Below are 15,556 nucleotides of genomic sequence, written 5' to 3' on the forward strand. Positions count from 1 at the left end.
TCGATGGCGAAGCAAGGCAAACGTCTGCGGAATGCAAAAGAAAATCTCGACGCGCTGGCATTGCGTTCGGTGAGCGACGCGGTCGCTCTGGTGAAGGAAAATGCGTCGGCGAAGTTCGATGAAACCATCGAAATTGCGATGAATCTCGGGGTCGACCCCCGCCATGCCGACCAAATGGTGCGGGGGGTTGTGAACCTCCCCGCCGGCACGGGCAGGACGGTGCGGGTTGCGGTCTTTGCGAAGGACGACAAAGCCGAGGAGGCGCGGGCCGCCGGGGCGGATGTCGTCGGGGCCGAAGATCTCGTCGAGCAAGTGCAGAATGGTCAGATTAATTTCGACCGGGTCATCGCGACCCCCGACATGATGCCGCTTGTCGGTCGCCTCGGGAAGCAATTGGGCCCGAAGGGGCTGATGCCCAATCCGAAGGTCGGGACGGTGACGCCGAATGTGACGAAGGCGGTACAGGACGCCAAGGGGGGCGCGGTCGAATTCAAGACCCAGAAGCAGCCCATCATCCATGCGGGGATCGGCAAAGCGAGCTTTGATGCCGCTAAGCTCGAAGAGAATGTCCGCGCATTCGTCGAGGCGGTGAACCGGGCAAGACCTTCCGGGGCGAAGGGCACCTATATCAAACGGATTGCCCTGACCTCGACCATGGGGCCGGGCATTCGGATTGATCCGCAAAACGCGGTGAACGCCGAAGGCTGATCGCCGAAGGGCGCGAAGCGAGGCTGTCGGGATCGGCAAGGGGGCTTTTCCCCATGCCGACACGGCAGAAGCGCCATTTGCCCCTGATGTCGACATCCCATCGTTTCGAATACAGTTAGGGGCTCGCCGGATGGCGAGCCCTTATGTGTTGAGGCGCGGAGAAGGGAGAAACAGGAGCGGTCGCGAGCGGCCCACTCCTCGCCCTCCAGGGGAGCGAGACGACCGCCCCCGATGGATCCCTAAGGAAAGGGCGCCGCTTAGCGCCGATTGACGGGCGCGCCCGTCATAACGGCCGTATCGGTGTCGCGGTTCCCCACTTGCCAATCGATGATGCCATTGCGTTGGCGACGATTGACCGGCGCCGGGGAGGCGGTGTTGGCCTGAACATCATTGATGATCGTGGGGACGGAATTGAGATGGCCAAGGGTCGAGACCTCGACCCCGCTATTGCCGTCAATGTCGTTATCCTCGATCAGGCCGCCGGAATTGATGACCTTGATCCCGTCACCGCGGTTCGACCAGATCTGGTTGAGGCGCACCAGAACCTCTCGCGCATTCTCTTCGAGAAGGACCCCGTGACTGGCATTGTCGAGGATCTTATTGCCCACAAGGGTGGCGGGGCCGGAGCCGCTATAGCTGAGCCCCACTCCATTGGTGTTGATAAGGTTCCCTGTCGCCAACATCGAAGCGCTGCCATCGAGGCTGACCCCCTGATGATAATTGTTCGACACGATATTATCGATCAACACGGCCCGATCCCAGGCAGGTTGGGTCTGGCTGACCGCAATGCCCATGCGTCCCCCGGAGACCCGGTTTTTCTCGAGCAGCGCCATCCCACCGGCAAGCTTCACCAGCTCCCCATTATGGTGGCCCGCCCCATCGACCGCGGCGCCGACCATGCTGAAGATCCCGCGCCGTACGTCGACGCAGGGCTCGGTCAGCCCCTCGCTCGCCATGACCACCGATCCGCCGAACCGATCCTGATAGAGGGCAATCAGCGATCTGTCGGTCTGCATCCAGGCCGGCTCGAAGGAGACATTTTCGATCTGCACATGCTCGCTGGGCAATTCGGGGTCGAACCGCACGCAGCTGCCATCGACCAATCCGTTTTCCCCCGTCGCCGCCTTCGTCCGTTTCACCGGAAGGATCCGCGGGCGGGACGGTCCGCTGCCTTGACCTTCGATCCTGACGGATCGCGTCAGTTCAAGGTCTTCGAAGTAAATCCCCGGACGGACGACAACCACGCCCCCCCAGGCGACATTGTCGATGGCGTCCTGGATGGAGCTATAGCTCTGGACGTCCTGATCGGCGGCATACCCGCCCTGGTCCACGACGACATAGCGCGGCAGGCGCTTGTCCTTTTCGAGTTCTTCCTGCTTCGCCGCCGCCCGGGCTTTCGCTTTGGCGCGATCCTGGGGGGTGATGGTAGGCATGCCACCAAAGCTTTGGGCGGCCGCCGGGGCGATGGCGGCGGTCATCAGGCAGGCGGCCATGAGGCTGCCAAGGGCGGTACGGATCACAGGGCGGTTCATCGCAATTCCCTCGGACATCGACTTCTTACTCATGGCTCGTCGGCTCATAGGTAATTTCGTATAATTCGTTCAGTGCCTTTTGCGCCGGGGCATAGCCAAGGCCGATGGCTTGCCCGAAATGATGGGCCGCCTCGGATCGGCTGGGGTCGACCGGATCGTCGCCGTAAATCCCCTCCCGGTAATATTGTCCCAGGGCATAATGGGCGAGGGGATAGCCGAAGGACGCGGATTTCTTCAGCCAGGTCACCGCCACCTCTCCATTGACAGGAACGCCGATCCCCTCAGCGTGCATCACGCCGTAGATATACTGCGACTGCGGATGATTGACCCCGGCGGCGGCGGCGATGAGAGCAACTTTCTGAGGGGGCGTCAGCACCCCGGTCATCCCGTCCCGCTTTTGCTCGGGGGTGAGACTGTCCTTGTCCTCGACCAAATTATACTGGAACCGCTCGATTGCCTTACGGGTCTGCGGCCCGACATCGCCATCGATCGGTCCCAGATAGAGCCCGAGAGCCGCGAGGGCGTTTTGGACGATATCGTCATTGCCGCTGAATTCCCGCTCGATCTCCTCAATCGCCAAGGCAAGACGACGCTGCTGAAGAACGCGGGTTTTCTGCTCCAGATCGGTGAGCATCGGCGAGGGACGGCTGAACGCTTCGGGCAGCGGCGGCTCCCACTCACCCTCTAGCTTGAGGGCGGTCTCGATCTCGTCCGGTGTCATCAGCTCACGAATGCTGTCGGCGGCCTTCAGCGCAAGAGGGTTGGCATTGCGCGCCCGATTGGTGGCGAGCCGGTAGAATTTCAGCGCTTCGACATTGCTTTTCGGCAGGCCGGTGCCCTGCTGATACATCGTTCCCAGACGATAAAGATCGAAAGCGGACCCCGATGACAGGATCTCGACGATCAAGGACTCCGCCTCCTTGACCTGCTCGGTGCTCATCTCGGCGCGGAGGATCGGCAGTCGGTCTCTGGCATAGGCCCGGGCATTGATCTGCGCGAAATCGGGCTGTTGCCTATAGGCCGAAAAATCATGGGTTGCGGCAATGGTATACCAGGCCAGCGCCCGCTCGAGATCCTTGGTGATGACACCGGTTTCCACCGGGCTGAAGGTCGGCGCTTCCTCGCCGCCACCGACGAGGAAGAGCGGGGAGTTGGTGAAGATATCGCCGAGAATTTGCCGCGAGCGCACGTCGCCCGCAATCGCGTGCTTGGTCCAAAGGTCGAGGGCTTCGAGCACCTTGGTTTGATCAATTTGTCCAGAAGGGTGACGGGCATAGGCCCGAAGGGCGTCTTCGAAATCCGCGAAGGCCGTTCCACTGAATGCCGTGGTCAGTGCCAACGCGCCAGCCACGAACAAACGGAGCGGCCGCCGCCCCCCGGTCGAAGTGCCGAACGATCCCATCCTCAATCCCCTCTTCATCCCGCCGGGGAAGGAGCCATTCCCATCGCCCACCAGGTCACCTTCACTATTGTTAACACCTTCAAACCGCCTTGGCACCCCTCCGTCATCGTTTTCACGGGGCCCCCTCAGCTTTTGTGACTTCGAAGACGCAAACCTCGCCGTCGATCAGACACCGACATTCATGTCCGCCCTGCCGGGCCGCGTGGGGAATATCGATCTTCGCCAGGGGGTCATCGGTGGACAGCTCAATGCGGGTGCCGGGCGCCGCAGCCCTTAAGGTCGCCTCCAAGCGGAGGACCGGCAGGGGGCAGCGCAAGCCCCGTAGATCGAGACGTAAATCGGGCGATTCCGTCATCCGGCGGCGCGCGCCGATTGTGCTCGGCGTGCCTCTCGCCCTTGGGTGTCGACGCTGGGGGGAAGACCCATCACCTCGCACAATTCCGCCACCGAGCGGTCGAGATCGCGGGGGTACCACAGCACTTCTCGCTCGCTGATCGCGCCTTTGATCGCCAAGACACGCGGGCAGAACAGCGCTTCGGCTGGGGTCGGGAGCCGATTGTCCCCTTCGCGCTCGACCCGGGCGCAGCCCGAGGCCACGGCAAGCGCGCCGAGGTGACGGCGCCCCTCGAGCGGTGCCCGCCAGTGACAGACCCCGCCGTCTTTCTCAATGCCCCAGCTCGCCGAGAGAAGGAGGGGGCGTCGGACGACCGCCGGGCCTGTTGCCACGAGGCGGAGCGCGGCGCCCTTGCGCGGCGTCTCCTCAAAGCGGGTCGCCTTTCGGCTCATGCCGGCGGCCGCCAGGACGCTTCCGTCGATCAACGGAAAGGTCTCGACCAGGAACGGCTGATACGTGGTGGCGACGCGCCTGGCGGTCTCTGCTGCCTGCTGAGCATCGGCAAATAGCCAGGTGCGCTCACTGATGCCCGAGCTGCGAGGGGGCAGGGAGAAGGAGAAACGCCAGGGGCGATCGAACGCCTCGGCAATGGCGACCGCTCCCACGGCGCCTTGCCGCGCCGCTTCGAGGGGCGAGGAGAAACAAGGGGCGAGACTGGCAATATAGGCGGCATGTGCCGGAGCCAAGGCGGCAAGGTCGTCCCAATTCGCCATCGCATTCACCTCCAGCCGGAGCGGGCCACCCCTTGGTGTCCGCGGTGGTGCTGGGGGCGGGGCGGGGGGCGGAGGTTTAAGGGCGATGGGCCGGGTCCCACCATCGAGGATGAACCCCATGGCCGCCGCCTCGCTGACGGCCTCGGCCGCGGCCTCGTCGGAGGAGGGGGTCAAGACGGCCAGACGGGCCGGCGGAAGCCCCTCAAGCTGGAGGATGAGCGTAAGGGGGGCAGGGTCGCCGCTATATTGGTCACACAGCTCGGGATCGCGGCTGAGGCCCGCCTCCCCCAGCGCCTTTGCCAAATCGTTGAGGTCTGCCGTGAGATCGGCGCCGCTCGGCTCGGCTCTCTCGCCCTGGAACAGGGTCGCAGGCAGGATTTGCCGGTCGAACAGGCCAGCCAGCGCCGTCGAGACGCGCGAAAGAGCGCTGGGCCCAAGCCCATTTAAGAGCCTATGGGGACCGGTCCCAAAAGTGGGCGTATCGAGTATCGCCGTCTTGACCACGATCAGGACAGTTACGAGTTCATTTGCGAAGTCAAGATAAGTCAGAGCTCTCGCCATCCTCGCCGAAGGGGCGTACCCTTAAGAAGTGTTGTCTCGGTGAGGCCGAATTACGGGAGATCGAACCGCTATGGATGGGCCTGAATCGCTGTTCGCTCGGCGTCTTGAGGGATTTTCAGCGCCCGCGGCGGAACCGGCGCAAGAATCGCTTTCGGCGGAGGGGGCGACCATTCTGTCTGCGGATTATCCCCATGCCGGCGCGATGCTGAGGGCGGCGCGCGATGCCATGGGGCTGACCCGCGAAGATGTCGCACGACAAACCAAGATCAAGTCTGAGCGCCTCGAAGCGATCGAGACAATGGCAATCGATGATCTTCCGGCGAAAACCTACACGCTGGGGTTTGTGCGGGCCTATGCGCGGATTACCGGATTGCCCGAAGACAGTTTGGTCGAGCGGTTCAAGGCCGATGCGGGCTATGGCTATGGGGCGGCCCCGACCCAAGATGAGCCGGCGGTGCGGGCCTCGTCCATCCCCAAGGAGCAGCGGCGCGTTGGAATCGCCTCAGTCGTGGTCCTAACCCTTGGCATCATCTGGGTCTCTTGGCGTGTCCTCGAAGCGGCGGCGCCGGAGACGGTGGAGACGGCGTCCCTCAATGGCGTCCCCATCGTGGAAAGCGCCCGGGCTGACTCCGCCGTGACCTACGAAGTCGGCACCTCGATTGGGCCGCAAAATGAGGGGACGATGCGCGAGAGCGCGCCGCAACTGTCGAGGGCAGGAGAGACGGGCGGGGATCCGGTGGTGACGCTTGATCCCACTCGGTTGGCCGAGAGCCTTGAAGCGGGGGAACGGGCCGCCCGGGAGGCCGCCCTGACCGAGGCCCTCGCGGCTGAGGCGGCGGCGTTTCTCGACGAAAATCGCCCAATGTCGGCCCCTGAGACACCGGCCACCGACCGCCCCTCCTCAACGGCAAATGAGCTGAATGCCCAGAGCCTTGCGCAACTCGAAACGCAATCGCCGCCGCCGGCCGCCGGCGACGCTCCAGCGTCGGATCCGATCGGCCCTGATGCCGAGGCCGACCCGGTGAACAGGGTCACCGGCACCGCCGCTCCAGCCCAGCTGACCGCCCCCGAGGCGCCGGACGCGGTGGACCCGGACGAGATCATCGTCGTTGAGGCCACAGCGCCGCAACTGGCGGCCGAACCAGCGGCGGCTCAAGCGATCTCCGATGCAGAAACGCAAGTCAGCGCCGAGGCCGCGCCGCAAGGACGGGTTCCCGCCATGATCCGGATGGCCCTTGAACCGGTCTATCCGGCGCGGTGTGAGAGCGAAGCCGCGGCCAGCGAGGTCGTGGTCGTCGCCTATGACGTTTCTCGGTATGGCAAGGTCCTCAACCCCCAGGTGGCGGAGAGCTCCAACGCCTGTTTCGATCGATCCGCCGTGGCCGCCGTGGCACGGTGGGACTTCTTTCCGGCTCAGGAAAACGGGGAGAATGTCTTCGATAGTCGCCGGACGAGCCGCGTGGTCTTTCAGCGGCCCTAGCCCGGCAAATTCCCGTCCTTGCCAAGCGTTGGCCGCCATCGCCTTTCCACTCATTCGGCGCCATCGATTGAGCCCTGTCATCGGTCGGCCTATGTGAGGAGAGGCAGCCCCTTGTCCCGTTCCCCCTGGTTATTGGCGGCCCCCTGTTGATTGGAGGAAGGTCATGAGTATCCGTCCCTGGCGCGACATTGAGCGCCGACCCAGCCGGAAGATCCATGTCGGCCCCGTCGCTGTGGGCGGCGACGCCCCGATCGCTGTTCAGTCCATGACCAACACCGATACGGGCGATGCCAAAGCGACTCTCGACCAGATTGAGCGGATTGCCGAAGCCGGCGCCGATATCGTCCGGGTGTCGTGTCCGGACAAAAGATCGACCGCGGCGATGGCGGAAATTTGCCGGTTGAGCCCCATTCCCGTGGTGGCCGATATCCATTTTCACTATCAGCGGGGGATTGAGGCCGCCGAGGCGGGCGCCGCTTGTTTGCGGATCAATCCGGGGAATATCGGTAAGCGGGAGCGGGTGCTTGAGGTCATCAGCGCGGCCCGGAACAATGGGTGTTCCATGAGGATCGGCGTGAATGGCGGCTCCCTCGAGCGGGACCTTTTGGAGAAATATGGCGAGCCCTGCCCGGAGGCGATGGTGGAGAGTGCCCTCAACCACGCCCGGGTCCTTGAGGAGGAGGACTTCCACGAATTCAAGATTTCGGTGAAGGCGTCCGATGTTTTCCTGACCGTCGCGGCCTATCAGGCCCTGGCGGAGGCCACCGACAAGCCCTTGCATCTGGGGGTGACGGAGGCGGGCGGCTATCGCATCGGGACCATCAAATCGTCCATCGGCCTTGGCTCTCTCCTCTGGGCCGGGATCGGCGATACGATCCGTGTCTCCCTGTCCGCTGAACCCGAGGATGAGGTGAAGGTGGGCTATGACATCCTCAAATCCCTCGGCTTGCGCCATCGCGGGGTGAATGTGATTTCTTGTCCGTCCTGCGCCCGCCAGGGATTTGACGTGATCCGCACCGTCGAGACCCTCGAGGCGCGGCTGGCGCATATTTCCACCCCGCTGAGCCTGTCGATTATTGGCTGCGTCGTGAACGGGCCGGGCGAAGCGCGGGAGACCGACATCGGGTTCACCGGCGGCGGGGGAGATGCGGGGATGGCGTATTTGGGCGGCGTCCCGGCCTTCAAGCTCAAAAACGAGGAAATGATCGACCGTCTCGTGGCACTGGTTGAAGAAAAAGCGGCAAAATTTGAAGAAGAGCAGGCTGCGGCGGCGCAAGTCGCCGAATGACCGGCATCGAACAAAAATGCCGTGTCACATAAAGACGACGCCGATTCGTCCTTAATAAAGTCCTGAACTCGGCCTGACCATTAAAGAGCCGAACGAGGAAAATATTATCCGTTCTTTCGTACACCTAAGGCTTGTAATGAGTTGGGGTCTGGGGAATGGGACGGCAGATTTGGGGAGCGGGAGCCTTAATTGCCCTGCTATGCCTCGTATCTTCCTGCGGCGGTGGGGGCGGTGGCGGCAGCGCGGACACGGCCCCCAGCGCGGGGAGCGTGGGGACGCCGACCGCCTCGGGGGCCGACCCCGACGGTCCCAGCGACGACACGCCGAGCCCCGATCCCGAGCCGGCCCCTCAACCTTCTCCTGAACCGGCTCCCCTTGAGGCGGCGGAGAACGAAGATCTCTTCGCGCCCATCATCGCCGCCATTGAGGCGTCGCCCGTGGAAAATCTGCTGGTGGTTTTCGGCGATGAGGATGAGCGCCTTTTTGCCTATGAGAAGGGGCATTTCCCGGAGCAGGAAACCTATCTCACGGCGTCAGCCGCGAAATTGTTATCGGGGGCGACCTTTTTCCGGCTGATCGAGGACGGCGTGATGCGCCTCGACGATCGGCCAAGCGCGTATTTCGATTATTGGACCACCGATCCAGCGGACCCGCGGAGCGAGATCACACTCGCCCATCTTCTGGGCTTTGTCTCCGGCTTCCACAGCAATCCTTTGCTCTCACCGGGATGCGCGAACAATCCACTGATGACCCTCCAGGAATGCGCGCAAAAATACTACGAAGACGGGCTGAACGGGGATCCAGGCGGGGTGTTCGACTACGGGCCTTCTCACTTCCAGATTGCGGCGGCCATGGCCGAACAGGCGATGGGTCTGCCCTATACCGAGATATTCGAAACGGTCACCGCCGCCGCGATCGGTATGACCGATACAGAGTTCAAATCGCCGAGCCGGCAAAACCCGAAGGCCGCCGGCGGCGCCACGTCGAGCCCGGTGGATTACGAGAAATTCCTGCAAGCGCTTCTGTCAGAGCGGTTCTTGCCCAATCTCTCCGCTTTTGCCGAAGACCGGACCCCGAATGCCCGTTTTCGGGGACGCCCGAAGGTCAAGAGCATCGAGGGATCGGATTGGCACTATTCCAGCGGGGCATGGCTTGAATGCGATGCTCCCCGCTTCACGAAAGCGTGTGCCGAAGAGGCCGTGATCTCAAGCCCAGGGGCCTTTGGCTGGACCCCGTGGATCGATCTTGCCCACGGCTATTACGGCATGGTGGCGATGGAGGAATTCGGGGTTTTCGAGCAAGAGATTGGCGAGGAGGGCGTCCGCCTCGAGCAGGAATTGCAACCCCTGATCGAGCGCGCCCTCGAAGAGCTCCGGGCGCGGCGCTAACGCGCCTATGCCCCATTAATCTCCTCGCCATGGTGCGTCATGCTGCTCTGCAACAAAAACCGTGTGTCTCCCCGGTAACCATGTCATAACCCTTCCAAGAATGGGGATTGGTCGCGTGTTTTCGGCACGACCCAGCGGGGTGGGGTATGCGTGGGCTCAGGTTGCTCCTGGTCGTGATGGCCATTGGGACTTTTTTGGGGGGGTGCAGCGAAAGCGGATCCCGCTTGCAGGACATGGTCGATCCGGGGACACCTCCTGATCCTGATCCTGATCCTGATCCTGATCCCGACCCAGGTCCTGAGCCTCAACCGATCGATGTTCTGTTCGCGCCGGTGGTCGAGGCCGCCGATGCCTCCGTCGTCGATAATTTGCTGATCATTATCGGGGACCGGGATGGCCGCCTCTTCGCCTATGAGAAAGGGGTTTTTCCTGAGGAGGAAGCGATTCTCACCGCATCGGCGGCGAAAATATTGTCCGGCGCCACCCTTTATCGGTTGGTTGAGGATGGGGTCCTCTCCCTCGACGATCAGCCGCAGGATTATCTTGATTTCTGGACTGACGACCCTGCGGACGTCCGCAGCCGGATCACCTTGCGGCACCTCCTTGGTTTCACTTCAGGGTTTGATGCGACCCCCGTCCTGTCCCCTGGATGCGTCAGCAATCCTTTTATCACCTTGCAGGAGTGTGCGAAGCGCTATCACGACGAGGGGGTGGAAGCGGAACCCGGCGAGATTTTCTATTACGGGCCGGCCCATCTCCAGATCGCGGCGGCCATGGCCGAGGTGGCGACAGGGCTCCCCTATACCGAAATCTTTGAAACCGTCACGGCTGCGCCACTGGGGATGACGGATACGGAATTTCAATCCCCCAGCCGCACCAATCCGCGGGCTGCGGGGGGCGCTGTCTCATCACCCAATGACTATGAGAAACTTCTCCGCGCTCTGCTGGCGGAGCAGTTCTTACCCGATCTTGAGGCGTTTGCCGTGGACAGGACCGCCGATGTGATCTTTGGCAGCCGCCCCCAGGTCACCGGGATTACGGGGACGGATTGGCACTATGCGACCGGCGTTTGGATCGAATGCGATACGCCCCGCTTCAGCGACGCTTGTCTTGATCAGCCGACGATTTCGAGCCCCGGCGCCTTTGGATGGACGCCGTGGATCGATATGGCCAATGACTATTACGCCATGGTGGCGATGCGAGAATTTGCCTTTCTCGATCAGGTGATCGCAGAGGAGGGGGTCCGCCTTGAACAGGAGCTGCAACCGTTGATCGAAACGGCCCTGCGGAGTTTGAGGGCTCAAGGGGGGGCGGTCGCCTTCGCCCCCCGGCGACAGCTTGACCTGGACTTGTGTCGCGGGGGAGACACATGGCAGATCATGGCGCCCCGGCCAGACGGAAAGCGTGCATACGGTGATCCCCCAAGACAAGCTCAATGCGCTCAAGACGCGGTTCGCTGAGGTCGAGGCCAAGATGGCCAAGGCGACGGAGGCCGATGAGATCGTCCGCTTGTCGAAGGAACATGCCGAGTTGAAGCCCGTGGCGGAAGCCGCTCTGCTGTTGACCGACGCCCGACAGGGTCTCCTCGATGCCGAGGGGCTGACCAAGAGCACCGACCCGGAAATGGCCGAGATGGCCAAGGAAGAAATCGCTTCCCTCACCGGCCAGATTGAGCGGCTGGAGGCGGACCTCCAGCTCATGCTCCTGCCCAAGGACAAGGCGGATCAGGCGCCGGTCATCCTGGAGGTGCGGGCGGGCACCGGCGGTGACGAGGCGGCCCTGTTCGCCGGCGATCTTTTCAGGATGTACCAACGCTATGCCGCGACACGGGGGTGGCGGGTCGAAATCCTCTCAGCCACCGAGAGCGGTGTCGGGGGCTACAAGGAAATTCAGGCGAATGTGTCGGGCGACAATGTTTTCGGACGGCTGAAGTTTGAAAGCGGCGTGCATCGGGTTCAGCGGGTGCCTGAGACCGAAACCCAAGGACGTATTCACACGTCAGCGGCAACCGTTGCGGTTCTTCCCGAGCCTGAGGATATTGATATCGACATCCAGGAGAGCGATTTGCGGATCGATGTGTTCCGGGCCAGCGGGCCGGGGGGGCAGTCGGTGAACACGACCGATTCCGCTGTGCGTATTACGCATATTCCGACAGGGGTGGTCGTCAGCCAGCAGGACGAAAAATCACAGCACAAGAACCGCGCCAAGGCGATGAAGGTGCTCCGGGCACGGCTTTATGAGGCGGAGCGGAGCCGTGTCGCCGCCGAGCGAGCGGCGGAACGCAAGGGGCAAGTGGGGTCGGGGGATCGCTCCGAACGGATTAGAACCTATAATTTCCCCCAAGGGCGGGTGACGGACCATCGCATCAACCTGACCCTTTATAAGCTCGACAAAGTGATTGCCGGTGAGGCGGTCGATGACTTGATCGATGCCCTTATTGTCGAGGATCAGGCTGAACGTCTGGCGGCGATGGAATCGGACGCCAGCACTAAGTAGCCTGCGCGACCTCAAAGGGCCGAGAAATCGTAGCGCAGGCCGATCTCGGCGATGACACCGCCATTTTCGATATCGAGTTGGCCATCGAACAGGGCCGCCTGATTCGCAAAGGTCGTCTCACTGATAGTCAACTCGATCTCAGAGGTGCCGCGATAGCCCAGTTCGGCGAAAATGTTCAGCTTGGGGAGGACCGCGTAGCTGGCCCCGGCCATGAATTGATAGGCGAATGCCGGCTCATCGTCATCGACGATCGTCAAGCCCGACGGGGCATAGGTGAGGTCGTTATAGGCGATGCCGACCCCGCCGCCAAAATAAGGGGTCAGCAGCGAAAAGGGGCTGTCAGCATCGATATAAAGGTTCGCCATCCAATAGGTCGTCTGGAGGCTACCGCGCGCGTCTCCTATGATATCGCCCACGCTCACACTGGTGGATGTGGTCGAATTGGGGAGGAGAGCGGCGGCATCAATCTCGCTCGCCGGGACGCCAGCTAGGCGAAAGCCGTCATGAACATCGACATCATACTCGACGGAGGCCGCCTCGAGCTCCACACGAATATTGTAGCGCGAGAGGCCCAGAACCCCGCTATAGGTCGCACTATCGTGGAACTCGGTCTCCCACGATAGGGGTGTGCCGTCCGGCAACGTGGTGCCATCAAGGGGAGACTGAGAGTTGGTGATCAGGAAATCTTCGGTCAATCGGCCTTCATTGGAGGAATTGCCGAGGAAGCTGCCGCCGATGGATCCACCGATATAGAGTGTTGTTTCCCGGGCGATGCCGGTATGCGACCCGATCATCGCGAGGCAGCCGGCCCCTCCCAAAAGGGCGCTCGTTAGACGCAACTTCATGGAGTGCTCTCCCTCCCATCGACCCTCAAGCCTATTGGAAAGCCATTGTCCCCCAGAACACAAGTCTCCTCATCAGCATATCAGGATCTCCTGTCGATCCTTGGGCGCGTTGGCGTGGCGGAGGGGGCGCCGTGCCGTGTCGCCCCACTTCGGGCAGCGGCGAGACAGCTCCTGGCGGGCTACCCGACCGCGGCGCTCGATGCGCGGGTGCTGTTGGGCCATGTTCTAGGATGCGGTCCGGCGGCGCTGATTGCCGCCGATCAGGAGGAGGTGGGCTTGGAGCCTCTCACGGCCTTTGCCGCTCTTCTCGATCGCCGCCGACGGGGGGAGCCTGTGGCCTATTTGACGGGGGAGCAGGAATTCTTTGGCCGCGACTTTCACGTGACCCCGGCGGTCCTGATCCCGCGGCCGGAAACGGAGTTGTTGGTGGAGGCGGCCCTTCGCCCCCTGCCCCATGGGGGACGGCTCCTCGATCTTGGGACCGGCAGCGGCTGTATCGCGGTGACGATCCTGGCCGAGCGCCCCGATAGTCGGGGGGAGGCGATTGACCTGTCAGCCGAGGCCCTGGCCGTCGCCCGGATCAATGCTCGCCGCCATGGGGTCGAGGGAAGGCTGGGCTTGGCGCCGGTCCCCTTTGAGGCAGCGCCCTCAGGGCCGTTCGATCTCATTCTCTCCAATCCGCCCTATATCCCTGACGACCAGTCTCTCCCGACGAGCGTTGAGAGCTATGAGCCGCGGCAAGCGCTAAGGGCGGGGGCGGACGGTCTTGACGCCTATAGGGTTCTGGGCCCCGTCATCGCCCAGCGTCTGGCGCCCCAAGGCACGGCCCTCCTCGAAATTGGGGCCGATCAAGCCGCCGCCGTGACGGCCCTGTTGAGGCGGTCCTTCCCCGTCCATCAGGTCAGCGTCAAACGCGATCTTGCGGGCCTTGACCGTATGGTGACGATCACTCCCCTTTAAGCACGCCCTGTCCGATGCCCCTCCGGCCGGGGGAGCGGCGACAGGTCGGTCACAGGGAGGTCTCGGTGCCCTCCGTGAGATGGAACACCCGATCCTGCGGGGAGGGGAGGTGCCCCACCCGCGACTGATCGAGGCCGATGCAGTACCCCCTCAAGATCCGCCCCGACGCGCCATGGCCAACGATCACCGTCGGACGTCGGAGATCCTCGAGAAAATGTCGGATTCGGACTGCTGCATCCTTATAGGCCTCGCCGCCGGGGACGGCGAACGCCCATTTATCGGCCTGCCGCTTTTTCCATATCCCGGGGGAGTGCGCCTCGATGTCGGCGACCGTTTGGCCGTTCCAATCGCCCAAATCGACTTCCAGCAATCGCGCATCGAGGGTGTAGCCTGAGGCCGGCAATCCGAGGGCGTTCCGAATAATTTCCATGGTTTGCCGTGCCCTGGACAGCGGGCTGGCCGCAAAATCATACGCTGCTGCGGCGGGGCCGAGCTGGGCGGCGAGGGTCTGGCCGTTGCGGCCCGCCTGCGCCTTGCCGGTGTCATTGAGAGGAATGTCAGAATGCCCCTGAAAGCGGCCTTCTTTGTTCCAATCGGTTTGGCCGTGCCGGATGAAATAGAGAGGGAAGGGGAGCACGACCGGTCCGCCGGGCAGGGGACGGGCGCAATTGTCCACGGCGTTCGGTCCCATCGTCCGCCCCCTCTCAGCCATGCTTGATTACCTTTCGAAGTCTCGGGCGATTCCAAAAAAATCGCCATTGCGATCGATCCGCTGTCATTACGACCATCAGCGCGCTTGTCCCGAGGAGAGGGCACGTCTAACGCTGCCCTGTCTACGCCCGCTTGTGCCGAAAGGAGTGCCGATGTCCATTCTCGTCGACAAGAATACCAAGGTGATCTGCCAAGGCCTGACCGGTAAGACCGGTACATTCCATACGGAGCATGCCATTGCCTATGGGACCAAGATGGTGGGCGGGGTGACCCCCGGAAAGGGCGGCCAAACGTGGGAAGCCGGCGAGGTGGCCAGTGGCGCGACCTTACCGGTGTTCGATACGGTTCAGGCGGCCAAGGAAGAAACCGGCGCCGATGCCTCCGTGATCTATGTGCCGCCGAAATTCGCCGCCGCCTCGATCATCGAAGCGATCGAAGCGGAGATTCCCCTCGTCATCACCATCACCGAAGGCATTCCGGTCCTCGACATGGTCAAGGTGAAAGCCAAGCTCGAAGGGTCCAAGACGCGGCTTGTCGGCCCCAATTGCCCAGGGGTCATCACACCGGATGAATGCAAGATCGGGATTATGCCGGGCCACATCCACCGGCGCGGATCGGTGGGGATCGTTTCGCGCTCCGGCACTCTCACCTATGAGGCGGTGCATCAAACGACCCAGGTCGGCCTAGGGCAATCAACCTGCGTCGGGATTGGCGGGGATCCGGTCAAGGGCATGGATTTTATCGACGTGCTCGAGCTTTTCCTTGCCGATGACGAGACTCAGCAGATCATCATGATCGGTGAAATCGGCGGTTCGGCGGAGACCGAGGCGGCGGCGTTTCTCGCCGAGAGCAAGGTCAAAAAACCCACCGTTGGCTTCATCGCCGGGGTCACCGCGCCGCCGGGACGGCGCATGGGGCATGCGGGGGCCATCGTTTCGGGGGGCGCCGATACCGCCGAGGCGAAGATCGAGGCCATGAAGGCGGCCGGGATTTCGGTGTCACCTTCCCCCGCCGGTCTGGGGGCGACCATGAAAGAATTGCTGGCAGGCTAAGCTCTGGCCCCGGCACCCAAATGTTC

General features: G+C 62.8%; 14 protein-coding genes. 8 read left to right on the forward strand and 6 right to left on the reverse strand.

Going from position 1 to position 15,556, the window contains the following annotated elements; all coding sequences use genetic code 11:
• Positions 1-3: 3 nt before the first annotated feature.
• Positions 4-708 carry a 50S ribosomal protein L1 gene (rplA, locus tag PB2503_RS09440; protein ID WP_013301024.1) on the forward strand — a complete coding sequence of 235 codons (705 nt, stop codon included), beginning with the start codon at positions 4-6 and terminating at the stop codon, positions 706-708.
• A gap of 257 nt (positions 709-965) precedes the next feature.
• Here rplA and PB2503_RS09445 read toward each other — a convergent pair whose 3' ends face one another.
• The 4 genes from PB2503_RS09445 to PB2503_RS09460 form a co-directional block, all read right to left on the reverse strand.
• Positions 966-2,273, reverse strand: a complete 1,308-nt coding sequence (locus PB2503_RS09445; RefSeq protein WP_148235244.1) for a right-handed parallel beta-helix repeat-containing protein — start codon at positions 2,271-2,273, stop codon at positions 966-968.
• On the reverse strand, positions 2,266-3,642 hold the full coding sequence (locus tag PB2503_RS09450; protein WP_013301026.1) for a peptidoglycan-binding protein: 1,377 nt from the start codon (positions 3,640-3,642) through the stop codon (positions 2,266-2,268). The genes PB2503_RS09445 and PB2503_RS09450 overlap by 8 nt, the downstream gene beginning before the upstream one ends.
• Before the next feature lie 112 nt (positions 3,643-3,754).
• Positions 3,755-3,997 (reverse strand): sulfurtransferase TusA family protein, encoded by a 243-nt coding sequence (locus PB2503_RS09455; protein WP_013301027.1) that lies wholly within the window; start codon positions 3,995-3,997, stop codon positions 3,755-3,757.
• Positions 3,994-5,310 (reverse strand): hypothetical protein, encoded by a 1,317-nt coding sequence (locus tag PB2503_RS09460; RefSeq protein ID WP_013301028.1) that lies wholly within the window; start codon positions 5,308-5,310, stop codon positions 3,994-3,996. Before PB2503_RS09460 ends, PB2503_RS09455 begins: the two co-directional genes overlap by 4 nt.
• 70 nt (positions 5,311-5,380) lie before the next feature.
• On the opposite strand from PB2503_RS09460, the gene PB2503_RS09465 reads away from it, so the two are divergent.
• The 5 genes from PB2503_RS09465 to prfA all read left to right on the forward strand — a co-directional run bounded on the left by PB2503_RS09465 (position 5,381) and on the right by prfA (position 11,962).
• Positions 5,381-6,790 (forward strand): TonB family protein, encoded by a 1,410-nt coding sequence (locus PB2503_RS09465; protein ID WP_013301029.1) that lies wholly within the window; start codon positions 5,381-5,383, stop codon positions 6,788-6,790.
• A 163-nt stretch (positions 6,791-6,953) separates the two neighbouring features.
• A complete protein-coding gene (gene ispG / locus PB2503_RS09470; protein ID WP_013301030.1) occupies positions 6,954-8,078 on the forward strand; it encodes a flavodoxin-dependent (E)-4-hydroxy-3-methylbut-2-enyl-diphosphate synthase in 1,125 nt (374 codons plus the stop codon).
• Between the two features lie 155 nt (positions 8,079-8,233).
• Positions 8,234-9,466, forward strand: a complete 1,233-nt coding sequence (locus PB2503_RS09475; RefSeq protein ID WP_041534970.1) for a serine hydrolase domain-containing protein — start codon at positions 8,234-8,236, stop codon at positions 9,464-9,466.
• A 146-nt stretch (positions 9,467-9,612) separates the two neighbouring features.
• The gene (locus PB2503_RS09480; RefSeq protein ID WP_013301032.1) at positions 9,613-10,926 is read left to right on the forward strand and encodes a serine hydrolase domain-containing protein; all 1,314 of its coding nucleotides are present in this window, start codon (positions 9,613-9,615) and stop codon (positions 10,924-10,926) included.
• Positions 10,880-11,962: a peptide chain release factor 1 gene (prfA, locus tag PB2503_RS09485; protein WP_013301033.1), complete on the forward strand. Its 1,083-nt coding sequence runs from the start codon at positions 10,880-10,882 to the stop codon at positions 11,960-11,962. Before PB2503_RS09480 ends, prfA begins: the two co-directional genes overlap by 47 nt.
• A gap of 11 nt (positions 11,963-11,973) precedes the next feature.
• On the opposite strand, the gene PB2503_RS09490 is transcribed toward prfA, so the two are convergent.
• Positions 11,974-12,807: an outer membrane protein gene (locus tag PB2503_RS09490; protein ID WP_013301034.1), complete on the reverse strand. Its 834-nt coding sequence runs from the start codon at positions 12,805-12,807 to the stop codon at positions 11,974-11,976.
• A gap of 45 nt (positions 12,808-12,852) precedes the next feature.
• Here PB2503_RS09490 and prmC point away from each other — a divergent pair, with 45 nt between their 5' ends.
• The gene (gene prmC / locus PB2503_RS09495) at positions 12,853-13,767 is read left to right on the forward strand and encodes a peptide chain release factor N(5)-glutamine methyltransferase (protein ID WP_158305842.1); all 915 of its coding nucleotides are present in this window, start codon (positions 12,853-12,855) and stop codon (positions 13,765-13,767) included.
• A 49-nt stretch (positions 13,768-13,816) separates the two neighbouring features.
• On the opposite strand, the gene PB2503_RS09500 is transcribed toward prmC, so the two are convergent.
• Complete coding sequence (locus PB2503_RS09500; RefSeq protein WP_013301036.1) at positions 13,817-14,458, reverse strand: histidine phosphatase family protein; 642 nt, start codon at positions 14,456-14,458, stop codon at positions 13,817-13,819.
• 172 nt (positions 14,459-14,630) lie between these two features.
• On the opposite strand from PB2503_RS09500, the gene sucD reads away from it, so the two are divergent.
• On the forward strand, positions 14,631-15,530 hold the full coding sequence (gene sucD / locus PB2503_RS09505; protein WP_013301037.1) for a succinate--CoA ligase subunit alpha: 900 nt from the start codon (positions 14,631-14,633) through the stop codon (positions 15,528-15,530).
• Positions 15,531-15,556: the final 26 nt, after the last annotated feature.

The organism is Parvularcula bermudensis HTCC2503, assembly GCF_000152825.2.
Classification (GTDB): Bacteria; Pseudomonadota; Alphaproteobacteria; order Caulobacterales; family Parvularculaceae; genus Parvularcula; species Parvularcula bermudensis.

Bases quoted from the DNA above. Each gene is read 5' to 3' on its own strand.
- PB2503_RS09445 (WP_148235244.1), bottom strand. From the start codon at position 2,273: ATGAGTAAGAAGTCGATGTCCGAGGGAATTGCGATGAACCGCCCTGTG.
- PB2503_RS09450 (WP_013301026.1), bottom strand. From the start codon at position 3,642: ATGGGATCGTTCGGCACTTCGACCGGGGGGCGGCGGCCGCTCCGTTTG.
- PB2503_RS09475 (WP_041534970.1), top strand. From the start codon at position 8,234: ATGGGACGGCAGATTTGGGGAGCGGGAGCCTTAATTGCCCTGCTATGC.
- PB2503_RS09490 (WP_013301034.1), bottom strand. From the start codon at position 12,807: ATGAAGTTGCGTCTAACGAGCGCCCTTTTGGGAGGGGCCGGCTGCCTC.
- PB2503_RS09500 (WP_013301036.1), bottom strand. From the start codon at position 14,458: ATGGGACCGAACGCCGTGGACAATTGCGCCCGTCCCCTGCCCGGCGGA.
- ispG (WP_013301030.1), top strand. From the start codon at position 6,954: ATGAGTATCCGTCCCTGGCGCGACATTGAGCGCCGACCCAGCCGGAAG.
- rplA (WP_013301024.1), top strand. From the start codon at position 4: ATGGCGAAGCAAGGCAAACGTCTGCGGAATGCAAAAGAAAATCTCGAC.
- PB2503_RS09460 (WP_013301028.1), bottom strand. From the start codon at position 5,310: ATGGCGAGAGCTCTGACTTATCTTGACTTCGCAAATGAACTCGTAACT.
- PB2503_RS09465 (WP_013301029.1), top strand. From the start codon at position 5,381: ATGGATGGGCCTGAATCGCTGTTCGCTCGGCGTCTTGAGGGATTTTCA.
- PB2503_RS09480 (WP_013301032.1), top strand. From the start codon at position 9,613: ATGCGTGGGCTCAGGTTGCTCCTGGTCGTGATGGCCATTGGGACTTTT.
- sucD (WP_013301037.1), top strand. From the start codon at position 14,631: ATGTCCATTCTCGTCGACAAGAATACCAAGGTGATCTGCCAAGGCCTG.
- PB2503_RS09455 (WP_013301027.1), bottom strand. From the start codon at position 3,997: ATGACGGAATCGCCCGATTTACGTCTCGATCTACGGGGCTTGCGCTGC.